This window comes from Metabacillus malikii, from assembly GCF_030813355.1.
Classification (GTDB): Bacteria; Bacillota; Bacilli; order Bacillales; family Bacillaceae; genus Metabacillus; species Metabacillus malikii.
Genome location: NZ_JAUSUD010000010.1, coordinates 1 through 26,132, shown reverse-complemented (window position 1 = coordinate 26,132; position 26,132 = coordinate 1). Strand labels below are relative to the sequence as shown.

The window sequence follows — 26,132 nt, the reverse complement described above, 5'->3', positions numbered from 1 at the left end:
CAAACGAGAAGGCCCTAACAAAAACCAACTTCACAAAAATGACGAAACCTAAATGCTAATGTAATCCTAAAACATCCTCCACCTTCCGAATGGTCATTCATATATAATCGAAATGCTACATGCTTATCATGACTTTTATAATCGTTTCGTCTAAAGTGCTTAAATGGGGAATAAGTCTCTTCAGTTGTTTCGTGAAAGGGTATGTAAATTTAAACAAAAAAAATCCAGCATAATCGCTGGATAAAATCGTGAGCAGTAAGAGATGTTGTTTTCAATTATTACAAGTTAAGTTTAACGTCTTAGCTATAACTGTGCAACTTGCGAAAATGAGATTTTCCGTTCTATATCTCATTCAATAAATTCAGTTTGTACTAACAATTTTTAAATTATTTATGGCATTTTCCATAATAAAACTTATTTTTGTTAATCGGTATAAACGGTTTTAGAAAGCCGATATTTTTCGATCAAATCTTTTCTTACGATGTAGCCAAGTCCAGGATTCGTTGGGACTTTTATTGTACCGTTCACTGCAGTAATTTCAGGTTCAACAATATCTTCCTCCCAATACTTTGATGAAGATGAAATATCCCCTGGGATTGTAAAGTTCGGCAGTGTGGCAATGGCAATATTATGAGCCCGGGAAATACCTGTTTCAATCATACCCCCACACCATACTGGTATGTTGTTCTTTTCACATAAGTCATGGATTTTTTTTGATGCTGTTAACCCGCCTACACGACCAGGCTTTATATTTATTACTCGACAGCTGCCTAGTTCAATTGCTTTCCTCGCATCTTCACACGTAACGATGCTCTCGTCTAAACAAATCGGTGTGTCGAGCTGGTGCTGCAATTTTGCATGGTCAATAATATCATCTGCTGCTAAAGGCTGTTCAATCATCATTAGCTTGTATTTGTCTAATTGCTTCAATCGGTCGATATCGTTAAGTTCATATGCAGAATTTGCATCGGCCATTAACGGGATATCCGGGAAAGACTTTCGAATTTCTTCAATGAGTTCAATATCTTGTTGTGGAGATATTTTGACTTTGAATCTCTGGTAGCCTTCATCAACATATTGCTGTATTTGTGTCATCATTTCACTCTTAGAAGCTAGGCCAATTACAACACCTGATGCAATTTCTTTTCGTACACCACCTAAAACAGCAGAAAGTGATTGATTTTGCTTTTGTGCATATATATCCCATAAAGCACTTTGTATTGACGCCTTAGCCATAAAATTTCGTTTAAATGGTGAAAAAACATGTTCGAGCTCATCTGGATGTTTGTAAGTGTGTTGCAACAGTAATGGAATGAACAAATCTTTTAGTAATTGGAAAGCCGTCGAGATTGTTTCCTCTGTGTACCATGGTGTCGAAAACGCTACAACTTCTCCCCAACCAGTTACACCTTGTTCATCAAGTACTTCAACAAGGATGCTTTCACGTTGTTGTACATAACCACTGCTTGAATGAAATGGTGTTTTTAATGATTGAACGATATGGTGGAGGGTCACTTGTTTAATCTTTATCATTGCTTTGTTCCTTTATTATTTTTTTTAACTCTCTTCTTAACAATTTATTCGATGCATTTCTAGGTAACTTATCTACAAAGGTAAAAGACTTTGGGACTTTATATCGAGCTAACTTACTTCGGCAGAAATCGAGTAAATCGACTGGAGATATCTCCTCAGCAGTGACGATAAACGCATGTGGGGACTGTCCCCACTTCTCATCATCTATACCGATAACACCCGCTTCTTTTACACCTTTGTAGTTAAGTAGTACGGATTCGATTTCGGCAGGGTAAACATTTTCACCACCAGAGATAATGAGATCAGAGCGTCTATCTAAGACATATAAAAATCCCTCAGCATCTAAGTAGCCTTGGTCACCGGTGTGAAGCCATCCATCTGTAAAAGCGGCTTTCGTTGCTTCTTCCCGCTTCCAATACCCTTTCGTAATCGTAGGTCCCTTCACAACGATTTCACCTTCTTCATTTGGCTGACATTCAATTCCGTTATTTATGATTTTCAATTCGCTTGAAAATAACGGCTTTCCTGCTGAACCGAGCTTTAAAAGGCTATCATCAGGTGTTAATGTGACGACTTGTGATGCCGTTTCTGTCATCCCGTATGATTGGTAAACTGGAATTCCTTTTTCCTTACATTGAATAAGATATTTTTTTGGAACAGGACCTCCGCCCACTAGCATACATCTGAAGCTTGGTGGATATGTAGTCTCTCCTAATTCCTCGAGCAATTGTTTAAGCATCGTCGTGACAACAGAGATAATCGCCACACCTTCATCCATAATCGCTTGATGCACAATCTTGGCATCAAATCGCTCATGTAAATGAATTCCGATTCCATAGATTACACTCCGCATTAAAATCGATAGACCACTAATATGAAAGAGTGGAACTGCTAATAGCCATCGATCTTCCGTTTGCAATCCTAAGTTAAGTACAGAACCTATTGCACTAGACCAATGATTTCCGTATGTTTGAAGAACCCCTTTTGGATTTCCAGTCGTCCCTGATGTATACATAATTGTTGCTACGTCATCTAAGTTAAAATGTCGAGGCACTGCATTCGACAGGCTAGCTGCTTTCATAGCGGAAAGCTGCTCATTGATAATTAAGTGAAAATCAGCGACATTATCCGAGAATTCATCGTCCACAATGATATACGTTGCTTCGACATCTACTATTTGCCAGTTTAGTTCACTTTTTGATAAACGGTGATTTAACAAAACCGTTACTGCTCCTATCGACATTAACGCATGGATCGTTTCCACCATTGCCACACTATTTCTCATCAATATTCCTACATGTTGTCCTTGCTTTACACCTAGTTGAGATAGGTTAGATGCCCTTACTTGTACACGTTTAAAAAGCTGTTGAAACGTGATTGTTTCATCTTTCGTTTTCAAGGCAGTACGATTTGGTGTAAGCTCAGATCTTTGTTTCAACCAATTTGGCATTTCCTGTTTCACTTTCGACACCACCAAAATATGATAAAAATACTAAAAACAGCTTGATGATTTATTCATTCATCAAGCTGCATACTAGTTAATAGAAATCTTGTTTACATACATAAATTAATTAAAAACATTGTTGATTTTTACTTAGTTGTTGTCTTAGGTTGATTTCCTCTCCAGTACTCGCTTTCCGCGGGGTGGGTGGTGAGCCTGTCTAGCTCTGGCGGCTATCGACTAGCAAACTTCAGGTCATCTCCCTACGATAAGTCATCATCGATTCGCCATTCGGCTCATCGTGATTCCTTTATCTCAGTCGATGCCCCTCCAGTTTGTACGTCGATGGGCAAGCCGCCTACGCTTTTCGTTCTCCTCGGAGTAAACGCCTGTGGGGTCTCACCTCTCCCACGCATCCCGCAGGAGTCTCGCAATCAGCTTCAATCAACCTTTATAAAGCCAGTGCAAAATAGCAATTCATTTGACAGATTTATTTAATAATAAAAAGACTGAAGCACTTCTTCCCTATTAAGGAAAACGTGGGAATTGCTTAAAGTCTGGGGTGCGCTTCTCTTTAAATGCGTCACGGCCTTCTTTTGCTTCATCTGTTGTATAGTAAAGTAATGTCGCATCACCAGCGAATTGTTGGATACCAGCTAAACCATCTGTATCTGCATTAAAGGCAGCTTTCAAGAAACGAATTGCAGTTGGGCTTTTTTCAAGAATTTCTTCACACCATTTTACTGTTTCTTCTTCTAATTGTTCTAATGGTACAACAGTATTTACAAGGCCCATGTCCATTGCTTCTTGTGCATTGTATTGACGGCATAGGTACCAAATTTCGCGCGCTTTTTTATGGCCGACAATTCGTGCTAAATAGCCGGAACCGTAACCCGCGTCAAAGCTACCTACTTTAGGTCCTGTCTGTCCAAAAACTGCATTGTCTGCTGCGATCGTTAAGTCACATACAATATGTAAAACATGGCCGCCTCCGATTGCATAACCTGCCACCATCGCAATAACCGGTTTAGGGATTACTCGAATTAAACGTTGAAGGTCTAGAACATTTAAGCGTGGTATTTGGTCATCACCAACATAACCACCATGTCCTCTTACTTTTTGATCTCCACCTGAACAGAAAGCTTTGCCGCCTTCACCAGTTAGGATAATGACACCTACATTTGCATCATCACGTGCATACGCAAATGCGTCAATTAGTTCCATCACTGTTTTTGGTGTAAATGCATTATGTACATGAGGGCGATTAATAGAGATTTTTGCAATTCCATTATATGTTTGATAAATAATTTCTTCATACTGACGTTCCGTAACCCATTCAATTGCCATATTAAATCCTCCTAAGATAAATCTATATTTAAGACTGTTTCTTTCCTAACTGAGTAGACAAGTTTAACCACCTACTTTTTAGAAAAGTGTCTCATTTAAGAACTCATTTACTATTTTACCAAAAATTCGAGGTTGTTCCACATGTATTGCATGACCGGCGTTTTTTATTTCGATCATTTTTGCATTAGGGAGACTATTTTCCATACGTTTAGCAATTTCACAAAACTTTTCATCCAGCTCACCACAAACAAGAAGGACTGGCATATGTAGTTCAGAGAGTGCCGCCCACCAAGAAGGTTGAGCACCAGTCCCCATTCCAATGAGGCTATTTGCTAAACCTACCGGATTGTTACCGAGTCGCTGCTGTCTGATTTGATTTCTCTTTTCTTCAGACAATCGCTTTTGACTTGAGAAAAGCGAAATGTTTTCCCATTTTGCAACAAAGGCTTGTATACCGTCATTTAAAATTTCTTTCGCAAGACGTACATCGGCAGCTTTCCGAGCATCTCTTGCTTCCGCAGTCTCTAAGCCTGGTGAACTGCTTTCAAGAATAAGTTTTGCAACCCGGTTTGGATGAAGGACAGCGAGTGAAAGTGCCACTCTACCTCCCATTGAATAACCCAATACATTTGCTTTATCAATCTTAAGCACATTAAGGATTTCGATAATATCCTGAACAATCTCTTCCATTTCATACCTAGATGGTTCTGCTGGACTATCTGATTTCCCATGACCCAACATGTCTAGTGCGATGACTCGGATATGTGATAACTCCTCCACTAAAGGGAAAAAGTTTTGATTTCTGCCGGTGAACCCATGCAAAAGAAGTAATACTTCATCTCCTACTTTCGAGTCTTCGACATAATAATTGACTTCTCTAATCTTCATGCGCATTCAACACGTTTCTTATTTCCCGGGAAACATTTTGCAACAACTCTCGATGAACTTTGACACGTGTTTTCCGGTCTGTCGGGATTTCAATGACATGTAGTCCTTTAAGCAACTGTTTATTATTGAGAGTCGACTGTAGCATTTCCCATGTTTCGATTTTCGTGTAACTACCATTGTACATTTCGACGACTTTTGAAAAATCTAATCCAATTGGTGTTCCATATAAAGTCTCAAAATGTCTTTCCTCTTTTGATTGCGGCAGAAATGAGAATATCCCACCACCATCATTGTTAACGAGTATAATGACTAAATTCAAATCATGTAGTTTTGACGCTAATAAACCGTTTAAATCATGATAAAACGACAAGTCTCCAATTAATAAAAAGGTTGGCATATCATTTGTGGCACTTATACCAAGTGCAGTTGAAACAATTCCATCAATGCCGCTTGCCCCGCGATTAGCAAATACTCTAATATCTTTAGTAGTATGTCCAAAAAAAGTATCAACATCACGGATTGGCATACTGTTACCAACCACTAATGTACTTTTATTTGGAAGACACTCTTGCAGGACATGAACGATTTTCCCTTCAAAAAGCTCGTCGATTTGATTAAGCGATCCATTTATTTTTCCCCAATACAACGCATTACTTGTTATCCATTTTCGATAGTAAGAAGTAGGTTGACGTTCGTTAATCGATTCTATTAAAGTAGAACAAAAGTATTGCTCATCGGTTACGACAAAATGTGCTGCATTTAGGGTTGGATCACGATAAACTCCACCACTATCGACGACAATTTGAATAATCTCATCATTATTTTTCAAAAGTTGCATAATCGGTTTTGATATCGGCATTGCTCCAAAGCGAATGACAATTGATGGCTTTAGTGTTTGCGAGATGTCTTCATCCCTTAAAATTGAATCATAGCTTTCGATTATACTGTCATCTTTCTCCCCATTTACACGTAATTGTGATAGTGGGTCTGCTAGTACAGGATATTTCAGCTGTCTTGATAGTCTTTTTATATCATTTGCAATATTGCTTACTTCGTATTCACCACATATAATTAACCCATTTTCATGTTCGTTCATTAATTGAACAATGTGTTCTAATTCATTTAGGTGTACAACATGATTTGACCTAGGGATATGTAAATATGTTTCTCTGCCTGCTTGTTTTGACCATAAATCATCCATTTGCAGGTTAGGGAGTAAAGGCTCACGTAACGGGAAATTGAGATGAACGACACCAGCCGGATTGGCTGATGAAATTCCAACTGCACGCGCTGCAATGGTTTTGGCATATTTGAACATATGTTGATTTTCTTCGGGTAAGGCAAGGTCAACAAACCATTTCGTATAATTTCGATACATATGCACTTGGTCTATTGCCTGCGGCGCACCGACATCACGTAGCTCATGTGGTCTATCAGCCGTTAAAACGAGTAATGGAACTCTCGCATAATGTGCCTCAATAATTGCTGGGTAATAATTGGCTGCAGCTGTACCTGATGTGCACAGTAAGGCAACAGGCTTTCTTTGCGACTTGGCTAAACCAAGTGCAAAAAAGCCTGCAGATCTTTCATCAATATGAATGTAACATGTCAACGACGGATGCTCTGCCATTAATATAGCTAAAGGTGTAGAACGTGAACCAGGGCTAATCACTACCTTATCGACCCCGGAACTGACAAGCTCGTCCACAAAACTAGCTACATATCTTGTAAACGTATCAGCATCCTTCATACTCTTTCCCTCCTAATGCAGACATCATCGGTTTTAATTTCATTTTTGTTTCTAAGTATTCTGTTTCAGGGTCTGATTCGCTAACAATGCCACAGCCTGCAAACAATGCAGCTTTATTATCCTCGATAAGTCCAGAGCGAATCGCAACGACAAATTCTCCATTATCTTCATGATCAAACCAACCAATTGGTGCAGCATACCATCCGCGATGCATAGGCTCAAGCTCTCTAATTTTTTCAACAGCCTTTTGTTTTGGATAGCCTCCAAGTGCAGGTGTAGGATGTAATTTAGCAACCATATCTAACAATGAATATCCATCCTTCGCTAACCCTCTTACAGGTGTATACAAATGCTGGATATTCTTTGTTTTTAACAAAATTGGGTTTGTTGGTACATTTAAATCATTGCAACAATATTCCAACGCTTCTCTTATCATTTTCACAACGATGTGGTGTTCAAGTAAATTCTTTTCATCATGTAGAAGCTTATTGCCAAGCATTTCATCCTCTTGTTTATTACTACCTCGATTAATCGACCCGGCTAAACACGTAGAAAGAACCTGATTCTCTTGCTTTTTCACTAACCGTTCAGGTGTTGCTCCTATAAATTGTTTCGGACCATTTTCAAAGCAAAAGATAAAGCTTGTAGGCTGTTCAGTTTGCAGGCGCCCAATCACATGATATGGATTGATCGTTTCGCTAAATTCTAAATGAACTTCTCTTGCTAAAACAACTTTATCTAATTGATTTGCTTTTATATCGTCTGTCGCTTGTTGAACAGCTTCAACCCATTCAGCCGTTTTTAACTCTATTGAAGCGAATTCGTTACCTTTTTCACAATCTAGGTTATACTTGTATTTTTCAATATTTTCGTTACTGCTTTCAAAATGTTGCAAACAAGTACCACTATCGTCAAAAGGTGTAATTAATTTATTAATCGTCAAATACGTTTTATTTTGTCGTACTGTTAGCATTTTCGTTGGTAACACAAACTTCGCTTCTGAAAATGTTTCCCATAATAAATCTTTTTCCTTGATTGGATCAAATGAGAATCCACCAAATAGAAGTGGACCTGTGCCTATTTCATGTTTAGCAGCAATTAACCTTTTTGGGTACTCTCTCCACTGACTTTCGATCTTTTGAAACCGTTCATCATTGTCTTCATTTTCTAGGATGAGCTCATTTCCAACTCCGACTAATGTAAAATGTTCACTTGGTGAGGACCAAAAGAACCGTTCACCTATGTTTAACTTTTCAGCTGTAGCATAGAAATGGAGGGGGTTAATTGCATCCACTTCTCTAACCGTACTAACGATCACTGATTGATTCGTTTGCCTTGCTTTCTCTAAAGCATGTACTATATTTTCTTTCATTGTATTATCCAAAGTTGTTAACAAATGCTTTTCCCCCCGACACCGAAAAATTGCTTATATTAAGATACACCTACGAACTAGGTGTGTCAATAGAATGGTTTTTCTCTATTTATGCATACTATTCTTATTATATCTCTTACGTATCAAGATTAAAATGAAAACGTGCAATAAACTAAGAAACATTTTAATGGGATCATTGGGAATAATAAACTAAACAGTTATTGTATCGGTCACATAATAAGCTAACACAGCCATTTTATTGTTTCACCTGATTATTAGTTTCAGCTTTTTTAAATTCTATTTTTTAGTATCGTGCATGAGAAAGCAAGACAATATTTTACAAGTCCTATTTTTCCCTAAATTTATCCTTCGTCACAATACTGTAAAATGATTGACACCCCATAGTTATTTTTCTAAACTAAAGTTTAGGAGTCGTTTAGATATGATGAGTTTGTTTTTTGTAAAAAAAAGGAGAGATGATATGCAACCTCAGACAACAGCACACGTTCCTCCTATTAAAAAGGATAAGGGATGGAGAGTTTGGTGGATGTTACTGCGTCCACATACATTATCTGCAGCGTTTATTCCTGTTACAATAGGATCTGTGTTAGCTTTACATGAAGGTTCCTTAAAGGTTTCATTATTCCTTGCGATGCTTGTTGCTTCAATTTTAATTCAAGCAGCTACAAATATGTTTAATGAATACTTTGACTATAAACGTGGATTAGATAACGAACATTCGGTTGGGATAGGCGGAGCAATCGTTCGAAACGGCATAAAGGCAAAAACAGTCCTTAATTTAGCGTTTAGCTTCCTAGGGATTGCAACTGCCATTGGGATTTATATTTGTATGATGACAACATGGTGGATTGCCGTCATTGGCCTTGTATGTATGAGTGCCGGGTATTTATATACAGGCGGACCTTATCCAATTGCATATACACCATTTGGTGAAATTGTTTCTGGTTTTTTCATGGGTACAGTTATTATTTTATTAGCTTATTACATTCAAACCGAGACGATAACAACATCGATTGTCATTATCTCTATTCCGATTGCAATCTTAGTTGGCGCTATTTTAACATCAAATAATATTCGTGATTTAGATGGTGATAAAGAGAACGGTCGTAAAACGTTGGCAATTTTATTAGGTAGAAAGAATTCAATTCGCTTCCTAGCTGCAATGTTTATTGCTTCATATTTAATTATTATCATTTTAGTCTTACTTGGACAAACAACTCCATGGGCATTAATCGTACTGCTTAGCATACCAAAAGCTGCATCTGCAGTGAAAAAATTCATTGGCAAATCATTGCCTATTGAAATGATGCCTGCGATGAAAGCAACAGCACAAACAAATGTACAATTTGGATTTTTGTTAGCAATTGGACTATTTATCGGACATTTTATGTAAATGGGTGACTCAAGTGTCTGCCCCCTAAGAAACAAAATATATAGGTGCAATTTGTTTTCTATATATTACTGTTTTTGACAGGGGCGACATAGTGAGTCACCTTCTTTTTTGTGTATTTTTGACAATCATGTTTCCTTTTTAAATGGTTCATAATATGGATAGTACTAATTTTTAGGAAGGAGCGTGGATGGCTTGCTAAGTTCACAACAAGTAGAGACCTTCCGTTCACAGCTTGAATCAATGAAGAATGAACTAAACGAACGCTTTGATATGAATGCTCATTTTGGATTAGATGCTGGTCACTTTCATGAATCAATGGGTGAGCTTTCCAGCTATGACAACCACCCTGGTGATGAGGCAACTGAATTGTATGAACGAGAGAAGGATATTGCTTTAAATGAACATGCTGAAGAAGAATTAAACGATATAAACCGTGCACTAAAAGCAATTGATGAAGGGACATATGGGAAGTGTGAAGTGTGTGGAGCCGAGATTCCCCTTGAACGTCTCGATGCAATTCCAACGGCAACAACGTGTGTAAATCATGCACCAGAAGAGGTCGTTTCCCATAACCGTCCTGTAGAAGAAGGGGTCTTAATGCCTCCTTTTGGTAAATTTAACTTTGATGACAAAGATGAAAATGTTGCATTTGATGCCGAAGATGCCTATCAAATCGTCAACAGCTATGGTTCATCTGAAACACCATCTGACTTATCCTACCCAAAAGACCACTATAATGATGTGTACATGGAGTCTGAAGAACCAGATGGTTATGTAGAAGACTTTGAAAACTTCATCGGTACTGATATGGAGGGTAAGGAGATTACTGTATACCCTTCAAATCAACATGAAAAATATGAAGATGAACTTGATGAAGAAGGGTTAATGACCGCATTTGGTGATTTACCAGGATATGAAAAGGATCCTTATACGGAAAGAGAGCATGATTAGTTTTTTTCTCTAAATCTTCCCCATTAATCTTAATAAGTGGGGGAGATTTTTTCATAATCCTCTCCTCCCCTCCAATCCTTTTTTATTCCACTTTTTAGCAGGAAATTATCTTCTTCTCTCCGGAAGGAAAACAATGTAAAATAAGAGTGATATATAAACGTTTTTACATAACGGGGGGAAACATAATGAATGCACATGAAATCGATTATGAACTGCATGGTGATGATATGCAGTGTGTTGAAATTGAGCTTGACCCGAACGAAAGTGTTGTTGCTGAAGCTGGCGGAATGATGATGATGGAAGATGGCATTGATATGGAGACAATTTTTGGTGATGGAGACAACAGCCAAAAGGGCTTCCTCGGTAAATTAGTTGGTGCCGGTAAACGTGTGTTAACTGGTGAAAGCTTATTTATGACTGTATTTACGAACAATGGTGTTGGCAAGCGCAAAGTTTCATTCGCCGCTCCATACCCTGGAAAAATTATTCCGGTTGACCTTGAATCACTAGGTGGAAAAGTCATTTGTCAAAAGGATGCATTTCTTTGTGCGGCTAAAGGTGTCTCCGTAGGAATTGATTTCCAACGTAAGCTTGGTACAGGCTTTTTCGGTGGCGAAGGCTTTATCATGCAGAAGCTAGAAGGCGATGGGCTTGCTTTCCTTCACGCAGGTGGAACAATTGTAAAACGCGAGCTACAACCAGGTGAAAAGCTTCGAATTGATACAGGCTGTCTTGTCGCGTTAACAAAAGATGTTGACTATAATATTGAATTTGTTGGAAAAGTGAAAACAGCTTTCTTTGGTGGCGAAGGAATGTTCTTTGCAACTGTACAAGGTCCTGGTACTGTCTGGATTCAAACATTGCCATTTAGCCGTCTGGCTGACCGTGTCATAGCAAGTGCCCCTTCTGCTGGTGGAGATGCACGTGGGGAAGGTAGTATATTAGGTGGCTTAGGTAGATTCCTAGATGGGGATCGTTAAGCTCCCAATCAAAAACACTCATGATTTGGATTAATCTCCAAGAACATGAGTGTTTTTATATTTTTTACCAAGCACATATTGGGCAAAAAGTTTTAAAAGCTGCTTAACACACTACCCCTTCACATACGAAGGTGAGATTTTCCATATGTCATCTGCATACTGTGATATTGTTCTGTCACTTGAGAATAAGCCTGAATGAGAGATATTGATTAATGCCTTTTCATACCAATCATTTCTGTCCTGGTAAGCAAGACCCACCTTTTCCTGAACATCAATATATGAGGCAAAATCTCGCAGCACAAAATATTGGTCATTTTGCACAAGCAATGAATCTGCAATAGATTCAAACTCTCCTTCATCCTCTGAGAAGAAACCATTTGTTAATTGGTCGACAACTTGACGAATCCGTTGATCATGGTGATAATATTCCATCGAGCGATAGCGGCCATTTTCTTCATATTTTAATACATCATTAGCCGTTAAACCAAATGTAAATATGTTTTCTTTGCCGATTTCCTCCATCATCTCGATATTTGCACCATCTAACGTTCCAACGGTTAATGCACCATTCATCATAAATTTCATATTGCCTGTGCCTGACGCTTCTTTACTAGCAGTAGAAATTTGCTCACTAACATCAGCTGCTGGAAATATACCCTCAGCAAGTGAGACACGGTAATTTTCCATAAACACTACTTTAATCACTTTTGAGACTCTTGGATCTTTATTTACTTTTTCCGCTAGTGAATGGATAAGCTTAATGATTTTTTTTGCATAGTAATAAGTCGGTGATGCTTTAGCACCAAAAATAAATGTTCGTGGTTGAATTGTGTAGTTAACATCCTCTTTTAATCGGTTGTATAAATACATAATGTGTAAAACATTTAGTAATTGTCGTTTATATGCATGTAGCCGTTTTACTTGAACATCGAAAATAGAATCTAAATCGACGATGATCCCATTTTTTTCAGCAATTTTATTTGCGAGAATTTCCTTCCGCTTTCGTTTAACAGCCGCAAATTGTTCGATGAGAGAAGACTGGTGCAGGTGATTTTTTAAATCGATTAATTTCTCTGGGCTTCTAACCCACTCCTCACCGATTGTATTTTTTATTAATGCTGTCAGTTCCGGGTTTGCCTTCAAGAGCCAGCGTCGATGGGAAATTCCATTTGTCTTATTATTGAATTTCCACGGATAAAATTCATAGAAAGATTTCATTTCCCGATTTTTTAAAATATTTGAGTGAATCTTCGCGACTCCATTTATACTGCTGCTGCCGACAATTGCAAGATGTGCCATTTTCACAAGGCCATGAGCAATAATCGCCATATGCTCGATACGGTGCCAATCACCTGGATATTTTGCCCATAGCTCGGCACAGAACCGCTCATTTATTTCCTCAATTATCATATAAATTCGAGGTAGTAATGGCTTAAATAAATGAATGGGCCACTTTTCTAATGCTTCGGCTAAGATCGTATGATTCGTATAAGAAACGGTCTGACTAGTCACTTCCCATGCCTCATCCCATGATAAGCCTTCAACGTCAATTAAGATTCTCATCAATTCAGGAACTGCCATTGCTGGATGAGTATCATTAATATGGATTGCCACATGTTGATGCAATTCTCTTAAGTTTGAACGCTCCTTTTTAAAGGAAGCAATAATACTTTGGATACTCGCTGAGACAAGGAAGTATTGTTGCTTTAATCGTAAAATTTTCCCTTCATCATATGTATCATCAGGATAAAGAAAATCAGTTATCGCTTCTGTTTCACGTTTATATGATAGTATATCTTGATGTGGACTAAATGTTTCCGGTTCAGCATTCCACAGTCTTAATGTATTCACTGTCGAAACTTCAAATCCAACTACAGGCATGTCATACGGTACGGCAAGAACCTTTTGTGCATCAACATGTTTAAACGTTAATCCACCATTATGAGTACTCGCTTCCACTCTGCCCCAAAATGAAATTTCCACCGATTCATCAGGCTTGCGAACTTCCCAGACATTTCCGTGCCTTAACCATTGCTCTGGTAATTCGACTTGGTACCCATCAACAATTTTTTGGTCAAATAGACCGTGCTTATAGCGTATACCATACCCATGTCCAGGGAGGTTTAACGTTGCTAAGGAATCTAAAAAGCATGCTGCAAGTCGACCTAGTCCGCCATTACCAAGAGCAGGGTCTGATTCACATTCTTCAATCTCACTTAGAGAAATATTTAATTCCTTAAGCCCTTCCTCAACAATATCTTTTATTTGCAAGTTTAATAGGTTTTGCCCTAATAATCGTCCTAGTAAAAATTCAATGGATAGATAATAGACTTGTTTTTGACTTTCAGAACGATATCGTTCATTCGTTTCGATCCATTTCGAGCTAATATATTCTCTCACCATATTCCCTAACGTATGATATTTATCTCTTGTCGTCGACTCTTCAAATCCTTTTCCACACATACTTTCTAGTCTTTTTAAAAAGCATTCCTTAAAGCTGTCTTTGTTAGAGAACATGCGATTCACCCCTGGCTATAAGATCTACATAAAGCTGTCTATATTCTGATGCTGACTTTGCCCAGCTATAATCTTGCTTCATCGCTTGCTCAACTAAATGCATCCAAATTTCTGTTTCTTTATAAAAATCAAGTGCCCGATAAATGGTATGAAGCATATCGTGAGCATTGAAATTTCTAAAGGTAAAACCATTTCCTTCTTGTGTATCTTCTCGATAAGCGAGCACCGTATCATTTAAACCGCCAGTCTCGCGGACAATTGGAATTGTCCCATACTTCAAAGCAATTAACTGGCCTAAGCCACATGGTTCAAATTTTGACGGCATTAAAAATAAATCAGACCCAGCATAAATCCGATGTGCTAATGCTTCATCAAAGCCAATATACGCTTTTACTTTTGCCGGATACTTCCATTCCATATGGCGGAAATAATCTTCAAACTCCTTGTCTCCGGTCCCTAAAATAATGATTTGCACATCACGACTTAATACTTCATCAAGAACTCGTGTCACTAAATCTAAGCCTTTTTGCTTTGTTAATCGTGTAACCATCGAGATAATCGGAGTATCAGCATTTATTGGCAATCCAAAAGCTGCTTGTAAACTTTCTTTATTTAGTACTTTTTTGTCAATTGTTTCAAATGAATATTGTTCATCAATATCACTGTCGGTTTCAGGGTTATAAAGATTTTCATCAATGCCATTTAATATCCCGACTAACTTGTCAGCTTTTGCACGTAATAAACCATCAAGTCTTTCTCCATAATATGGCGTTTGAATTTCATCCTTATATGTTGGGCTTACCGTCGTAATCATATCTGCACATTGAAGGCCACCCTTCATAAAATTGATATTGCCGTAAAACTCAACATGGTGGCACGTAGTTTCATCTGTATTAAGCAAATCGGTTAATACTTCGAAGGGGAAAATACCTTGAAATTGTAAATTATGAATCGTATAAACTGACTTCATTTTCGCGTAGAACGGTCTTTTTTGATACTCCTCTTTAAGTAAAAAGTTAATCATCCCTGTATGCCAATCATGTGTATGAATAATATCTGCTTGAAAATCAATAACTTCAAGTACATCTAATACTGCCCTACAGAAAAATGAAAATCGTTCTGCATCATCATAATGACCATATAAAGAGTCTCGATAAAAGTAATATTCATGGTCTAGGAAATAATATGTTATCCCCTCGTGTTCAAGTGTCTCAATTCCACAATATTGCTGGCGCCAACCGACTGGAACTGTTAGATCATCTATTTTCACCATCGTATCCCGGTAAGTTTCTTTAATTAAACTATATTTCGGAAGAATAACACGCACATCTGCGCCAAGCTTTTTTATTTCTTTCGGTAGAGCCCCGGCAACATCTGCGAGTCCTCCAGATTTGACGAAAGGGACACATTCTGAAACAGCAAATAATATGTTCACGAGTTCATCATCGCTCCTTGAGTCGTTCTTTTACGGATGACATAAGGTAATAACGCCGACCCTTTCATGACCGTATCAGATAAAACCGTCACATCTTTATCGGCTATGACATGTTCAATTCCACAACGTTCACCAATTTGTGAGTGCTGCATAATCACACTGTTTTTAATGACGGTATCTTTGCCAATATGAACGCCTCTAAAAATAATACTATTCTCGACGACACCTTCAATGATACAACCGTTACCGATTAAAGAATTTTTAACAACTGCTTGATTTCCATACTTCGTCGGTGGTTCATCCTTTGCTTTTGTATAAATTGGACGTTCCTTCAAAAATAACTCATTCCAAACAGAAGGCTTTAATAGCTCCATACTATGTTTATAGTAGCTATTAATTGAATCGATAATTGCTACATATCCAGAAAACTCGTAATCACAAATTAATAGATTTTGAGGATTCTCAGTAATAACCTCTGATAATGTATGTAAACCTAGGCTATCCTTGAGATTAATTAAATTCATGAGTAGTTTCGTTGACATAATGTACATTTCTAATGATTCGCCATCTTTACGAATTTCCGTAATATCACAACGATTTGCAATATGCCGCTTTAATACCTCTTGATAATCAATATTACACACCGTATGACTATTTGTAATAACCGCATACTCTTGTGTACTTCTTAAGAAGAAATCAATATGATCGGTAAATTGGCGAAAAGACCCGAATTCGTCATACTCATTATGCAAATGTGGCGAAGGGAAGAAAAACAAGCCATCCTTTTTACGATGTAAGTCCCATTGTTTCCCTGAATCTAAATGGTCCATTAAAGACCGATATTGATACTTAGGGAATATTGCCACACTTTGTATATGAGAATTCACCATATTTGATAGAACAAAATCGATTAAACGATAACGCCCAGCAAAAGGAACCGCTGCTAATGAACGATGTAATGTTAAATCTTGTATTTCCCTTTTTATTGCTGTTGCATCAATAACACCTAACATTTTTCTATGCAATCTATTATCCCCCTTATTCGGAAAAGGGGCTGGTACTCGCTATTCGTTACTTTTACAAGCAGCATTCCGACACCAACCGTTCCTATTTCCTTACTTAAAAGTATGAATGATTAATTAGTGTAAAGGTTAATTTTTACGTTAATGACAGCAAAAAACGCTCCTCCTAAAAAATACGTGGGTTAGGTGAGAAACACAGGTATCACCACCCACTGGAGGAATAGTATATTTCTGCTGTACAAAACATCTACATCTATCAAAATATATTAACTGTTAAATCAGATAATTTTACTATCTACCATTGTATGAATCTCTTCAATGATTTCTTCTGTAACTAATAAGACTTCATCAGAGTTTCGGTCCGGGCAAATCATTGTTCCGTTTGGTATTTCAATACCACTTGGGATAATCGCATTTTCAATATAGACATTCTCACCAATTATCGCATCTGGCATAATCACTGAATTTTTCACTACTGAGTTCTTCCCTACTGTAACACCTTGGAACAACACAGAATGATGCAGTTTACCGAGTATGACACATCCATCATTCACTAAAGATTTAGATACGGTTGCCTCATTTCCGATAAATTGAGGCGGCTGATTCGAATTCACCGTATAAATCTTCCACTCTTGGTCAAACAAGTTCAATTCAGGATTATCTTTTAATAAATCCATATTTGCTTCCCAAAGGCTTTTAACGGTACCAACGTCTTTCCAGTAGCCGCTAAACGGATAGGCAACAACCTTTTTATGCTCTTCAATTAGTAACGGAATAATATCTTTACCAAAGTCATGACTAGAATATTGATTCCGTTCATCCATTTCTAAATATTCCTTTAAGACTGACCATTTAAAGATATAAATGCCCATTGAAGCTAAGTTACTTTTAGGCTTTGCAGGCTTTTCATCGAATTCGACTACATTCATTTCGTCATCCGTATTCATAATTCCAAATCTACTTGCTTCGTCCCAAGGAACTTCAATAACGGATATCGATACATCTGCATTTTTTTCAACATGGAAATCGAGCATTTTCGAATAATCCATCTTATATATATGGTCACCTGATAAAATCAGGACATATTCAGGGTCAAATTGTTTAATATAATTAATATTGTGATAAATCGCACTAGCAGTTCCTTGATACCATTTCATTTCTGAAGACTCAGCATACGGTGGAAGAACTGTTACTCCGCCATTTTTCCGGTCTAAATCCCAGACACTGCCGATACCGATATATGAATTTAACACAAGTGGCTGATATTGAGTGAGCACACCTACAGTATCAATGCTTGAATTTGTACAATTACTTAACGTAAAATCGATAATCCGATATTTTCCTCCAAATGGTACTGCAGGTTTTGCTAAATTTTTTGTTAGTGAGCTCAATCTGCTACCTTTACCCCCTGCTAGTAACATTGCGACGCACTTTTTTCTTACCATTTGATTGCTCCCTTCTCTTTTTGACTGCCCGTAACATAACAATTCCGTATGGTGGAACAGTAATGGATATATTAAAAGGTCTTCCGTGATATTCCCCTTCGACTGCCTTAATCGTTTTCTTATTTACTTGACCAGAACCGCCATAGGACTCTGAGTCACTATTTAAAATTTCAATATAATCTGTTTCGACTGGTACACCAATTTTATAATCGTGATAGACAACTGCTTTAAAATTACAAATAATAACGAGTAAATCATCCTTTTTACTTTTACGGATGAATGAGAAAATACTTTGCTCACGATTATTCACATCAATCCATTCAAAGCCAGCCTCAACATGATCCAATTCAAAAAGTGGCTTCTGCTTACTATATAGGTGCATTAAATCTTTATAGAAAACCCGCATATTACTATGCATTTCATACTCTTCCAACATCCAGTCTAATTGCTCTAAATCTTTCCATTCATCAAACTGCCCAAACTCACCCCCCATAAATAACAGCTTTTTACCTGGATGAGCAATCATATACCCGTGCAGTAAACGCAGCTGGGCAAATTTCTGCCAATAATCACCTGGCATTTTATTTAGAAGAGATTTTTTCCCATGCACAACTTCATCATGTGAGAATGGTAAGATGAAATTTTCAGAAAAAGCATATAAAAGGGAGAAAGATACTTTATGGTGGAAATCTTGACGTTGTTCTGGAGCTGTCTCCATATAGGTTAAAATGTCATTCATCCAACCCATATTCCATTTGTAGTTAAAGCCTAAGCCACCTGACGAGGTAGGGGCAGTTACCATTGGCCAATCGGTTGAATCTTCAGCAATCATCAGGATATGTTCATCCTTTGCAAATACTGCTTCATTCAACTTCTTTAAGAACCCGACGGCATATTCATTCACAACTAATTCATCTGAATTAGGCCAGTGCAACATATTTGCAACGGCATCCACTCTAAAACCATCAACATGGAAATACTCTATCCAAAAGATAGCATTTGAGATGAGAAAGCTTTGTACTTCAGGCTTTGCTAAATCAAAATTAGCTGTTCCCCACTCCAAATTTTCCCGGTCGTTGAAATGGGCATATTCAAATGTTGGTTCACCATCAAACATATATAAACCATGAGCATCTTTACAAAAATGACCCGGAACCCAATCAACAATGACGCCGATATTTTCCTGGTGACAGGCATCAATAAATCTCATTAAATCATGCGGTGTACCATAGCGACTCGTTGCTGAGTAATACCCTGTTCCTTGATACCCCCAAGACCGGTCATAAGGATGCTCGATGATAGGTAATAACTCAATATGGGTAAAGCCATGTTCGATAACGTACGGTATCAACTCATCTATTAATTCTGTATAGCTTAGAAGCTCTTCCTTACCCTTTATCTTCCACGACCCAAGGTGCACTTCATAAATTGACAAAGGGTTATCATAAGGCTTTTTAATTCTCTTCCTCCGCCTCCACTTTTGGTCATTCCATTCATAACCTGATAAATCATAGACGATAGATGCAGTATTAGGTCTTACCTCTGAATAAAATGCAAAAGGGTCTGACTTTAGAAGCGTATTTCCATTTGCAGTAGTGATTTGATACTTATAAAGTTCACCTATCCCTATTTCTGGAACAAATAAAGCCCATATCCCCTCCTCATTCACCTGCTGCATTGGATGGTTCTCTCCATTCCAACCATTAAAATCGCCAACTATGTGGACACTTCTCGCATGTGGTGCCCATACACAGAAATTTGTACCAACTACTCCATCATGCTCCTGTATATGTGCTCCGAAAAACCGATAGCTTTCAAATAACTGACCTTCATGAAACAAATGTATATCAAAATCAGTTGGACAAATGAGCGTCACCTTGTTCACCCTTTCCTATAATATCTCTATGCTAAACATTCAAGACTTACAAATAGTTTCCTTCAATGAAAACGTTACTATTTAACGACAGAAACCTACATTCAACAAAAAGTCTTGAACAAAAGTTATTCTTTTAAAATTATCCTACTAATTCTAATTAATGGAACCAAAGAGACACTTCCTATATATGTAAGGGCATACCTATCTATAAACGACGCATTTAATCTATTAATGTAAAGAAAAGAAAAATGAGAATTTACGCATTTAAGAGGAGTTTAGATTATATGGAAATAATTAAAATTTTAAATTTTTGTTGGAATTTGTTGAAAAAAATTTCGGAGTTTTTTTGAAGAAAAAAAAGAAAAAGTTCATCATTTTCAAAATACTTCACAAACTTAATAAAACCATTCATTTAAAATTAAGTATATTTAAATAAAATAGTTAGAAAGAATTTTCTATCATCTACTACGAAACCGGTTTATAGATTCAGATATTACCTCCGACCAGGAACATCATTAGATTTCAAAATATGTGGATTACACATAAATCATGAAACGATTAAATTATCGATAAAAAAAGTCTATTGGTCACTTAAGTTACTCAGCAAACATTAATCAACTTTGCTGGCAATTCCTGTATGCCCAATAGACAGATTTAATGATAAGAATTATATATTGAATAACAAACCTATTAGTTCCTTAACATTTATAAGTTCATGAATAATGATAGCAGTTCAGCTTGAATCCATTCGTAAATTATCAAACTGCTGACCTTTCTTATAGATTGATTTAAATAGGTACCTCTCCCCCCTCCAACAAAACTAATATTGACTATATACTACTTATATAGTTTGATATTCTGAAACATGTTCGAGGTTCGCTTATTGCATTTGTGTTAATAATGGAAAACTCAAACAAGTTCTTTCCATTCGTCTGCTAAAACTCCGTAAACAGCATGGTCAACATAATGGTCATATAACCACTCAGCCTGCCTAATCGTTGCTTCATATTTAAAACCTAATCGTTCTGGAACACTCCTACTTTTATAATTATGAACAGCAGCCCGAATTTCCACTTTATTGAGCATGAGGGTATGAATGGCATAGTTAGTCAAAGCTTTTGCAACCTTGGTCATAATCCCCTTACCTTGATATTCCTCCCCTAGCCAATAGCCGATATATACTATTTTATTTGACCAGTCAATTGTATTAAACCCCGCGACACCTACAATAACTCCATTTAACAAAATAACTGTAGTTAAGCTTATGTTTTCCGCATACCCTTTTAAACAGCCCTTAATAAACTTCTCTGTATCTTCCACCTGTGTAGTGCTATTTAACCAAGGTAACCATTCTTTCAAATAATGTCTCGATTCATCCGTCAGTTCATAAATTCTTGTTGCATCATTTAATTCAATTAACCTTAATGATACTGATTCATCAATTTTATGGATAAACATTGAACTCCCTCCAATCTCAACTAGGTTCGCAGCATAATAGGTTACTTACTTAATTGAATAACTGATCTACATCCGATTCGTCTTTTAACTTTTCCTGGATAAGCTCTTTTAACTCATCCTCATTATCAACTTCTTCTAAATTCTTTCCAAACCAATTTTGAAAATCGTCTTTCACTATTTTAAATTCATCGATTCCATCATTTTTCTCAAAATGAAAAGATATCAAATCTACATTTTTAATCAATGTAAATAAATAGCTCGCATTGTGAATGACCGTATGCCTCTCATTCAATTCCGATTCAGACCAATCATACTTTATGATAATCTCATATGGCTTCTCCTTAGTACTTAGTTCAACCCCACGAAAATATTCCTCGCCTTGAAGATGGATGATTGTATTGACAACAGCACTGTTATCCCCAACAAATGAGTCTTTATATTGAAAAAGGTTTGTACTTGTACTATTTGCGCTTGCATCACAACCACTTAACATTAACATTCCTAATATTAGGATAAAGAAATATTTAATAGTTTGTTGCATTAGCCTTCCTCCATTCTGTAGTCCTATATGAATTATATTGTGCCTATTTTAGCATCAATTCTTCAGTTTTCCAAACTACTGATTAATCTGATTTAAGTAAACCTATTAATATGGTTGTTTTTTATGCAATGTTATTAGATTTGAACTTTATGTTGTTGGTGATAATTATTTGTATTATCTTTCAACTGAGAAAGGTCTAATTTATTTGATGATGGATATTGCTGTGGGGAGTTTTTTTTAGTATATCTTTCTCTTATTGTGACTTTGAAAGTTCTCTCACTTTGCAGATGAAGGACATTCAGGTATATCTCCTATCAAGAATAGTCATCACTTTGCGGATGAAGGAGATTTCATAACTCACAGTTTTTACTTTGGTCTTCATCATCGTGATGAAGGACATTTCTTATCTCACAGTTTTTTATTTTGGTCTTCATCATCGCGATGAAGGACATTTCTTACCTCATACTTTTTTATTTTGGTCTTCATCATCGGGATGAAGGACATTTCTTACCTCATACTTTTTTATTTTGGTCTTCATCATCGTGATGAAGGACATTTCTTATCTCACAGTTTTTCATTTTGGTCTTCATCATCGTGATGAAGGACATTTCTTACCTCACAGTTTTTTATTTTGGTCTTCATCATCGCGATGAAGGACATTTCTTATCTCATACTTTTTTATTTTGGTCTTCATCATCGCGATGAAGGACATTTCTTACCTCATACTTTTTTATTTTGGTCTTCATCATCGCGATGAAGGACATTTCTTATCTCATAGTTTTTTATTTTGGTCTTCATCATCGGGATGAAGGACATTTCTTCTCTCACAGTTTTTTATTTTGGTCTTCATCATCGCGATGAAGGACATTTCTTATCATACAGTTTTTTATTTTGGTCTTCATCATCGCGATGAAGGACATTTCTTATCTCATACTTTTTTATTTTGGTCTTCATCTCGTAAGTGAACATTCCTCATCACAATTCTTATTAGTTTTTTGTCTTCATCCAATAGATGTGGCTCACATCTACAAATTCCTCCTATTAAAATGACCTTCACATGGTTAATGAACCACTATATCATTTGTCTAAATAATTGATGCAGGATGTATAAGTGTCTAAAACGATTTCTTGCAAGATACTGGATGATATTAAATAATTAACTATACACAAAAAAAAGGCGAACAAATCATATATGATTTGTTCGCCTTTTTCATAAATAACATGAATTTTTAATGACCCATACGGGATTCGAACCCGTGTTACCGCCGTGAAAGGGCGGTGTCTTAACCGCTTGACCAATGGGCCATAAATATAAAATATGGCGGAGAAGGAGGGATTTGAACCCTCGCGCCGCTCGCGCGACCTACACCCTTAGCAGGGGCGCCTCTTCAGCCACTTGAGTACTTCCCCATATGGCTCCGCAGGTAGGACTCGAACCTACGACCGATCGGTTAACAGCCGATAGCTCTACCACTGAGCTACTGCGGAACAATCAAATTAATTTATTAATGGTGGGCCTAAATGGACTCGAACCATCGACCTCACGCTTATCAGGCGTGCGCTCTAACCAGCTGAGCTATAGGCCCATAATAATTATTGGAGCGGGTGAAGGGAATCGAACCCTCATCATCAGCTTGGAAGGCTGAGGTTTTACCACTAAACTACACCCGCTTATTAACATGGGGCGGCTGATGGGAATCGAACCCACGAATGTCGGAACCACAATCCGATGCGTTAACCACTTCGCCACAGCCGCCACAATGATTAACGATAATAAAAGGTGGCTCGGGACGGAATCGAACCGCCGACACATGGATTTTCAGTCCATTGCTCTACCGACTGAGCTACCGAGCCATATATAAATAAAGTATTTTCACCTTATATCAAATGTTTCTTCTCATACACTATCTAGAATATCTAAGAATCGATAGTATTTGTTGCTTTATAATTAGTCTATCGTCCTCATTTCAGATTGCTTATTCAAGATGCAGTTCAATGAGTACGCTGATGCAAACTCAATGGAGCTTATTCGTTCGTGCTCTACCGACTGAGCTACCGAGCCATATATAAATTATTAAAAAATGGCGGTCCGGACGGGACTCGAACCCGCGACCTCCTGCGTGACAGGCAGGCATTCTAACCAACTGAACTACCGGACCATTTTGGTTGCGGGGACAGGATTTGAACCTGCGACCTTCGGGTTATGAGCCCGACGAGCTACCAGACTGCTCCACCCCGCGATAATAAAAGAGAACAAATTATTTCTATGCTCATAGATATTGCCTATTACTGACCGCCCCGATTTCAGTTTGTTTATTCAAGATGTGGCTCAATCGGTGCGCTGATGCTTATTCAGTGAAGCTTATTCGTTCGTGCTCCACCCCGCGATAATATAAAACAAAATTTATTTAAATTAAAGTTATGGAGGAGGAAGGGGGATTCGAACCCCCGCGGGTTTTGACACCCCTGTCGGTTTTCAAGACCGATCCCTTCAGCCGGACTTGGGTATTCCTCCATCATATTTCTAATTTAAATGGTGGACCTTGTAGGACTCGAACCTACGACCGGACGGTTATGAGCCGTCTGCTCTAACCAGCTGAGCTAAAGGTCCATTATAAAACTTAATATGGTAGCGGCGGAGGGGATCGAACCCACGACCTCACGGGTATGAACCGTACGCTCTAGCCAGCTGAGCTACGCCGCCATATTAATTTTTTATTCATTATTGAAAATTGGTGGAGCCTAGCGGGATCGAACCGCTGACCTCCTGCGTGCAAAGCAGGCGCTCTCCCAGCTGAGCTAAGGCCCCAAAAGGTATAAATTATAATGGTCGGGAAGACAGGATTCGAACCTGCGACCCCTTGGTCCCAAACCAAGTGCTCTACCAAGCTGAGCTACTTCCCGAATATGGCGCGCCCGAGAGGAGTCGAACCCCTAACCTTTTGATCCGTAGTCAAACGCTCTATCCAATTGAGCTACGGGCGCTCACCTAAATGGTGCCGAGGACCGGAATCGAACCGGTACGGTAGTCACCTACCGCAGGATTTTAAGTCCTGTGCGTCTGCCAGTTCCGCCACCCCGGCATAAGTGCTTCTGGAGCGGAAGACGGGATTCGAACCCGCGACCCCCACCTTGGCAAGGTGGTGTTCTACCACTGAACTACTTCCGCATATATTTAGATGGTGCGGGTGAAGGGACTTGAACCCCCACGTCACAAGGACACTAGATCCTAAGTCTAGCGCGTCTGCCAATTCCGCCACACCCGCAAGGTGTGTAAATGGTGAGCCATGAAGGACTCGAACCTTCGACCCTCTGATTAAAAGTCAGATGCTCTACCAACTGAGCTAATGGCTCATCTTAAAATGAGTAATCTTATTTATTGTTTTACTTGTTTCTGACGCCCAAATCTCAGATAGTTAATCCAAGATGCAGCTCAATTTGTGCGCTGATGTTTTGCTTCGCTGCTTACTCGTTCGTGCTCTACCAACTGAGCTAATGGCTCATTTTTAAATGAGTAAAAGTGGTGCCGGCGAGAGGACTTGAACCCCCAACCTACTGATTACAAGTCAGTTGCTCTACCAGTTGAGCTACACCGGCAAAATTAATTAATAAATATAATGGTGGAGGATGACGGGATCGAACCGCCGACCCTCTGCTTGTAAGGCAGATGCTCTCCCAGCTGAGCTAATCCTCCATAAAAATAATTCTAATTGTACTAAAGCCTGGCAACGTCCTACTCTCACAAGGGGAAGCCCCTAACTACCATCGGCGCTGAAGAGCTTAACTTCCGTGTTCGGCATGGGAACGGGTGTGACCTCTTCGCCATCATCACCAGACATTAGCGACAAGAATTATTATACTATTTTAAGGGAATATTTCAAGTGTTTTTTTATATTCCTTCAAAACTAGATAACGATTCACTATTCAAGTATTGCTGAGATAAACGTTTATTAGTGTCTAGCTCCAGAAGCCAAATCCTACGGTAATTTCACCCTCTCGTGCGAAGTCAAACTACGACTTCTTCTCGAGTGCTCCAATGCCCTATGGATTTAAGCGGGCTTCTTCCGCTTTTCTATTTGGTTAAGTCCTCGAACGATTAGTATCTGTCAGCTCCATGTGTCACCACACTTCCACCTCAGACCTATCAACCTGGTCATCTTCC

16 protein-coding genes, 21 tRNA genes and 2 rRNA genes are annotated in these 26,132 nt (G+C 38.1%); 3 read left to right on the top strand and 36 right to left on the bottom strand.

Annotation, left to right across the window (positions count from 1 at the left end; genetic code table 11):
• Positions 1-423 precede the first annotated feature (423 nt).
• The 6 genes from menC to J2S19_RS11190 all read right to left on the bottom strand — a co-directional run bounded on the left by menC (position 424) and on the right by J2S19_RS11190 (position 8,355).
• Positions 424-1,533, bottom strand: a complete 1,110-nt coding sequence (gene menC, locus J2S19_RS11215) for an o-succinylbenzoate synthase (RefSeq protein ID WP_307341496.1) — start codon at positions 1,531-1,533, stop codon at positions 424-426.
• A complete protein-coding gene (locus tag J2S19_RS11210) occupies positions 1,520-2,983 on the bottom strand; it encodes an o-succinylbenzoate--CoA ligase (protein ID WP_307341808.1) in 1,464 nt (487 codons plus the stop codon). Before J2S19_RS11210 ends, menC begins: the two co-directional genes overlap by 14 nt.
• 519 nt (positions 2,984-3,502) lie before the next feature.
• On the bottom strand, positions 3,503-4,321 hold the full coding sequence (menB, locus tag J2S19_RS11205) for a 1,4-dihydroxy-2-naphthoyl-CoA synthase (RefSeq protein WP_307341493.1): 819 nt from the start codon (positions 4,319-4,321) through the stop codon (positions 3,503-3,505).
• 78 nt (positions 4,322-4,399) lie between these two features.
• Complete coding sequence (gene menH / locus J2S19_RS11200; protein ID WP_307341490.1) at positions 4,400-5,215, bottom strand: 2-succinyl-6-hydroxy-2,4-cyclohexadiene-1-carboxylate synthase; 816 nt, start codon at positions 5,213-5,215, stop codon at positions 4,400-4,402.
• Positions 5,199-6,959, bottom strand: coding sequence for a 2-succinyl-5-enolpyruvyl-6-hydroxy-3-cyclohexene-1-carboxylic-acid synthase (menD, locus tag J2S19_RS11195; RefSeq protein ID WP_307341488.1), 1,761 nt, complete (start codon positions 6,957-6,959; stop codon positions 5,199-5,201). The genes menH and menD overlap by 17 nt, the downstream gene beginning before the upstream one ends.
• Positions 6,946-8,355 (bottom strand): isochorismate synthase, encoded by a 1,410-nt coding sequence (locus tag J2S19_RS11190; protein ID WP_307341483.1) that lies wholly within the window; start codon positions 8,353-8,355, stop codon positions 6,946-6,948. The genes menD and J2S19_RS11190 overlap by 14 nt, the downstream gene beginning before the upstream one ends.
• A 457-nt stretch (positions 8,356-8,812) precedes the next feature.
• On the opposite strand from J2S19_RS11190, the gene J2S19_RS11185 reads away from it, so the two are divergent.
• The 3 genes from J2S19_RS11185 (at position 8,813) to J2S19_RS11175 (ending at position 11,676) form a co-directional block, all read left to right on the top strand.
• Entirely contained in the window at positions 8,813-9,745 is a 933-nt protein-coding gene (locus J2S19_RS11185; RefSeq protein ID WP_307341480.1) for a 1,4-dihydroxy-2-naphthoate polyprenyltransferase, read from the top strand.
• A gap of 192 nt (positions 9,746-9,937) precedes the next feature.
• A complete protein-coding gene (locus J2S19_RS11180) occupies positions 9,938-10,696 on the top strand; it encodes a yteA family sporulation protein (protein WP_307341476.1) in 759 nt (252 codons plus the stop codon).
• A 185-nt stretch (positions 10,697-10,881) separates the two neighbouring features.
• Positions 10,882-11,676, top strand: a complete 795-nt coding sequence (locus J2S19_RS11175) for a TIGR00266 family protein (protein ID WP_307341473.1) — start codon at positions 10,882-10,884, stop codon at positions 11,674-11,676.
• Positions 11,677-11,787: 111 nt separating this feature from the next.
• On the opposite strand, the gene J2S19_RS11170 is transcribed toward J2S19_RS11175, so the two are convergent.
• From J2S19_RS11170 to J2S19_RS11025, 30 genes are all read right to left on the bottom strand, one after another.
• Positions 11,788-14,193, bottom strand: a complete 2,406-nt coding sequence (locus tag J2S19_RS11170) for a glycogen/starch/alpha-glucan phosphorylase (RefSeq protein WP_307341470.1) — start codon at positions 14,191-14,193, stop codon at positions 11,788-11,790.
• Positions 14,183-15,628 (bottom strand): glycogen synthase GlgA, encoded by a 1,446-nt coding sequence (glgA, locus tag J2S19_RS11165; protein ID WP_307341467.1) that lies wholly within the window; start codon positions 15,626-15,628, stop codon positions 14,183-14,185. The genes J2S19_RS11170 and glgA overlap by 11 nt, the downstream gene beginning before the upstream one ends.
• Entirely contained in the window at positions 15,625-16,641 is a 1,017-nt protein-coding gene (locus J2S19_RS11160) for a GlgC family sugar phosphate nucleotidyltransferase (RefSeq protein ID WP_307341805.1), read from the bottom strand. Before J2S19_RS11160 ends, glgA begins: the two co-directional genes overlap by 4 nt.
• A 287-nt stretch (positions 16,642-16,928) precedes the next feature.
• On the bottom strand, positions 16,929-18,095 hold the full coding sequence (locus tag J2S19_RS11155) for a glucose-1-phosphate adenylyltransferase (protein WP_307341465.1): 1,167 nt from the start codon (positions 18,093-18,095) through the stop codon (positions 16,929-16,931).
• Positions 18,052-19,971: a 1,4-alpha-glucan branching enzyme gene (gene glgB, locus J2S19_RS11150; protein ID WP_307341462.1), complete on the bottom strand. Its 1,920-nt coding sequence runs from the start codon at positions 19,969-19,971 to the stop codon at positions 18,052-18,054. The genes J2S19_RS11155 and glgB overlap by 44 nt, the downstream gene beginning before the upstream one ends.
• A 909-nt stretch (positions 19,972-20,880) precedes the next feature.
• A complete protein-coding gene (locus J2S19_RS11145; protein WP_307341458.1) occupies positions 20,881-21,429 on the bottom strand; it encodes a GNAT family N-acetyltransferase in 549 nt (182 codons plus the stop codon).
• 49 nt (positions 21,430-21,478) lie between these two features.
• On the bottom strand, positions 21,479-21,970 hold the full coding sequence (locus J2S19_RS11140; protein WP_307341456.1) for a DUF4825 domain-containing protein: 492 nt from the start codon (positions 21,968-21,970) through the stop codon (positions 21,479-21,481).
• Positions 21,971-23,203: 1,233 nt separating this feature from the next.
• A tRNA-Glu gene (locus J2S19_RS11135) sits at positions 23,204-23,275 on the bottom strand.
• Positions 23,276-23,289: 14 nt separating this feature from the next.
• Positions 23,290-23,380 (bottom strand) — tRNA-Ser (locus tag J2S19_RS11130).
• Positions 23,381-23,383: 3 nt separating this feature from the next.
• Positions 23,384-23,458: transfer RNA gene (locus J2S19_RS11125), tRNA-Asn, on the bottom strand.
• A 21-nt stretch (positions 23,459-23,479) separates the two neighbouring features.
• Positions 23,480-23,556: transfer RNA gene (locus J2S19_RS11120), tRNA-Ile, on the bottom strand.
• Positions 23,557-23,567: 11 nt separating this feature from the next.
• Positions 23,568-23,641: transfer RNA gene (locus J2S19_RS11115), tRNA-Gly, on the bottom strand.
• 9 nt (positions 23,642-23,650) lie between these two features.
• Positions 23,651-23,726 (bottom strand) — tRNA-His (locus J2S19_RS11110).
• Positions 23,727-23,751: 25 nt separating this feature from the next.
• Positions 23,752-23,824: transfer RNA gene (locus tag J2S19_RS11105), tRNA-Phe, on the bottom strand.
• A gap of 228 nt (positions 23,825-24,052) precedes the next feature.
• Positions 24,053-24,129 (bottom strand) — tRNA-Asp (locus J2S19_RS11100).
• Positions 24,130-24,133: 4 nt separating this feature from the next.
• Positions 24,134-24,210 (bottom strand) — tRNA-Met (locus tag J2S19_RS11095).
• 182 nt (positions 24,211-24,392) lie between these two features.
• Positions 24,393-24,485: transfer RNA gene (locus J2S19_RS11090), tRNA-Ser, on the bottom strand.
• A gap of 19 nt (positions 24,486-24,504) precedes the next feature.
• Positions 24,505-24,581: transfer RNA gene (locus tag J2S19_RS11085), tRNA-Ile, on the bottom strand.
• 16 nt (positions 24,582-24,597) lie between these two features.
• A tRNA-Met gene (locus J2S19_RS11080) sits at positions 24,598-24,674 on the bottom strand.
• 29 nt (positions 24,675-24,703) lie between these two features.
• Positions 24,704-24,779: transfer RNA gene (locus J2S19_RS11075), tRNA-Ala, on the bottom strand.
• 18 nt (positions 24,780-24,797) lie between these two features.
• Positions 24,798-24,874 (bottom strand) — tRNA-Pro (locus J2S19_RS11070).
• Positions 24,875-24,878: 4 nt separating this feature from the next.
• Positions 24,879-24,955 (bottom strand) — tRNA-Arg (locus tag J2S19_RS11065).
• Positions 24,956-24,964: 9 nt separating this feature from the next.
• Positions 24,965-25,053, bottom strand: a tRNA-Leu gene (locus tag J2S19_RS11060).
• An 11-nt stretch (positions 25,054-25,064) separates the two neighbouring features.
• Positions 25,065-25,139 (bottom strand) — tRNA-Gly (locus J2S19_RS11055).
• Positions 25,140-25,150: 11 nt separating this feature from the next.
• Positions 25,151-25,236: transfer RNA gene (locus J2S19_RS11050), tRNA-Leu, on the bottom strand.
• A gap of 12 nt (positions 25,237-25,248) precedes the next feature.
• Positions 25,249-25,324, bottom strand: a tRNA-Lys gene (locus J2S19_RS11045).
• 167 nt (positions 25,325-25,491) lie between these two features.
• Positions 25,492-25,567 (bottom strand) — tRNA-Thr (locus tag J2S19_RS11040).
• Positions 25,568-25,588: 21 nt separating this feature from the next.
• Positions 25,589-25,664, bottom strand: a tRNA-Val gene (locus tag J2S19_RS11035).
• A 26-nt stretch (positions 25,665-25,690) separates the two neighbouring features.
• A 5S ribosomal RNA gene (rrf, locus tag J2S19_RS11030) occupies positions 25,691-25,806 on the bottom strand.
• Positions 25,807-26,046: 240 nt separating this feature from the next.
• Positions 26,047-26,132 (bottom strand): 23S ribosomal RNA (locus tag J2S19_RS11025); the annotation flags it as partial.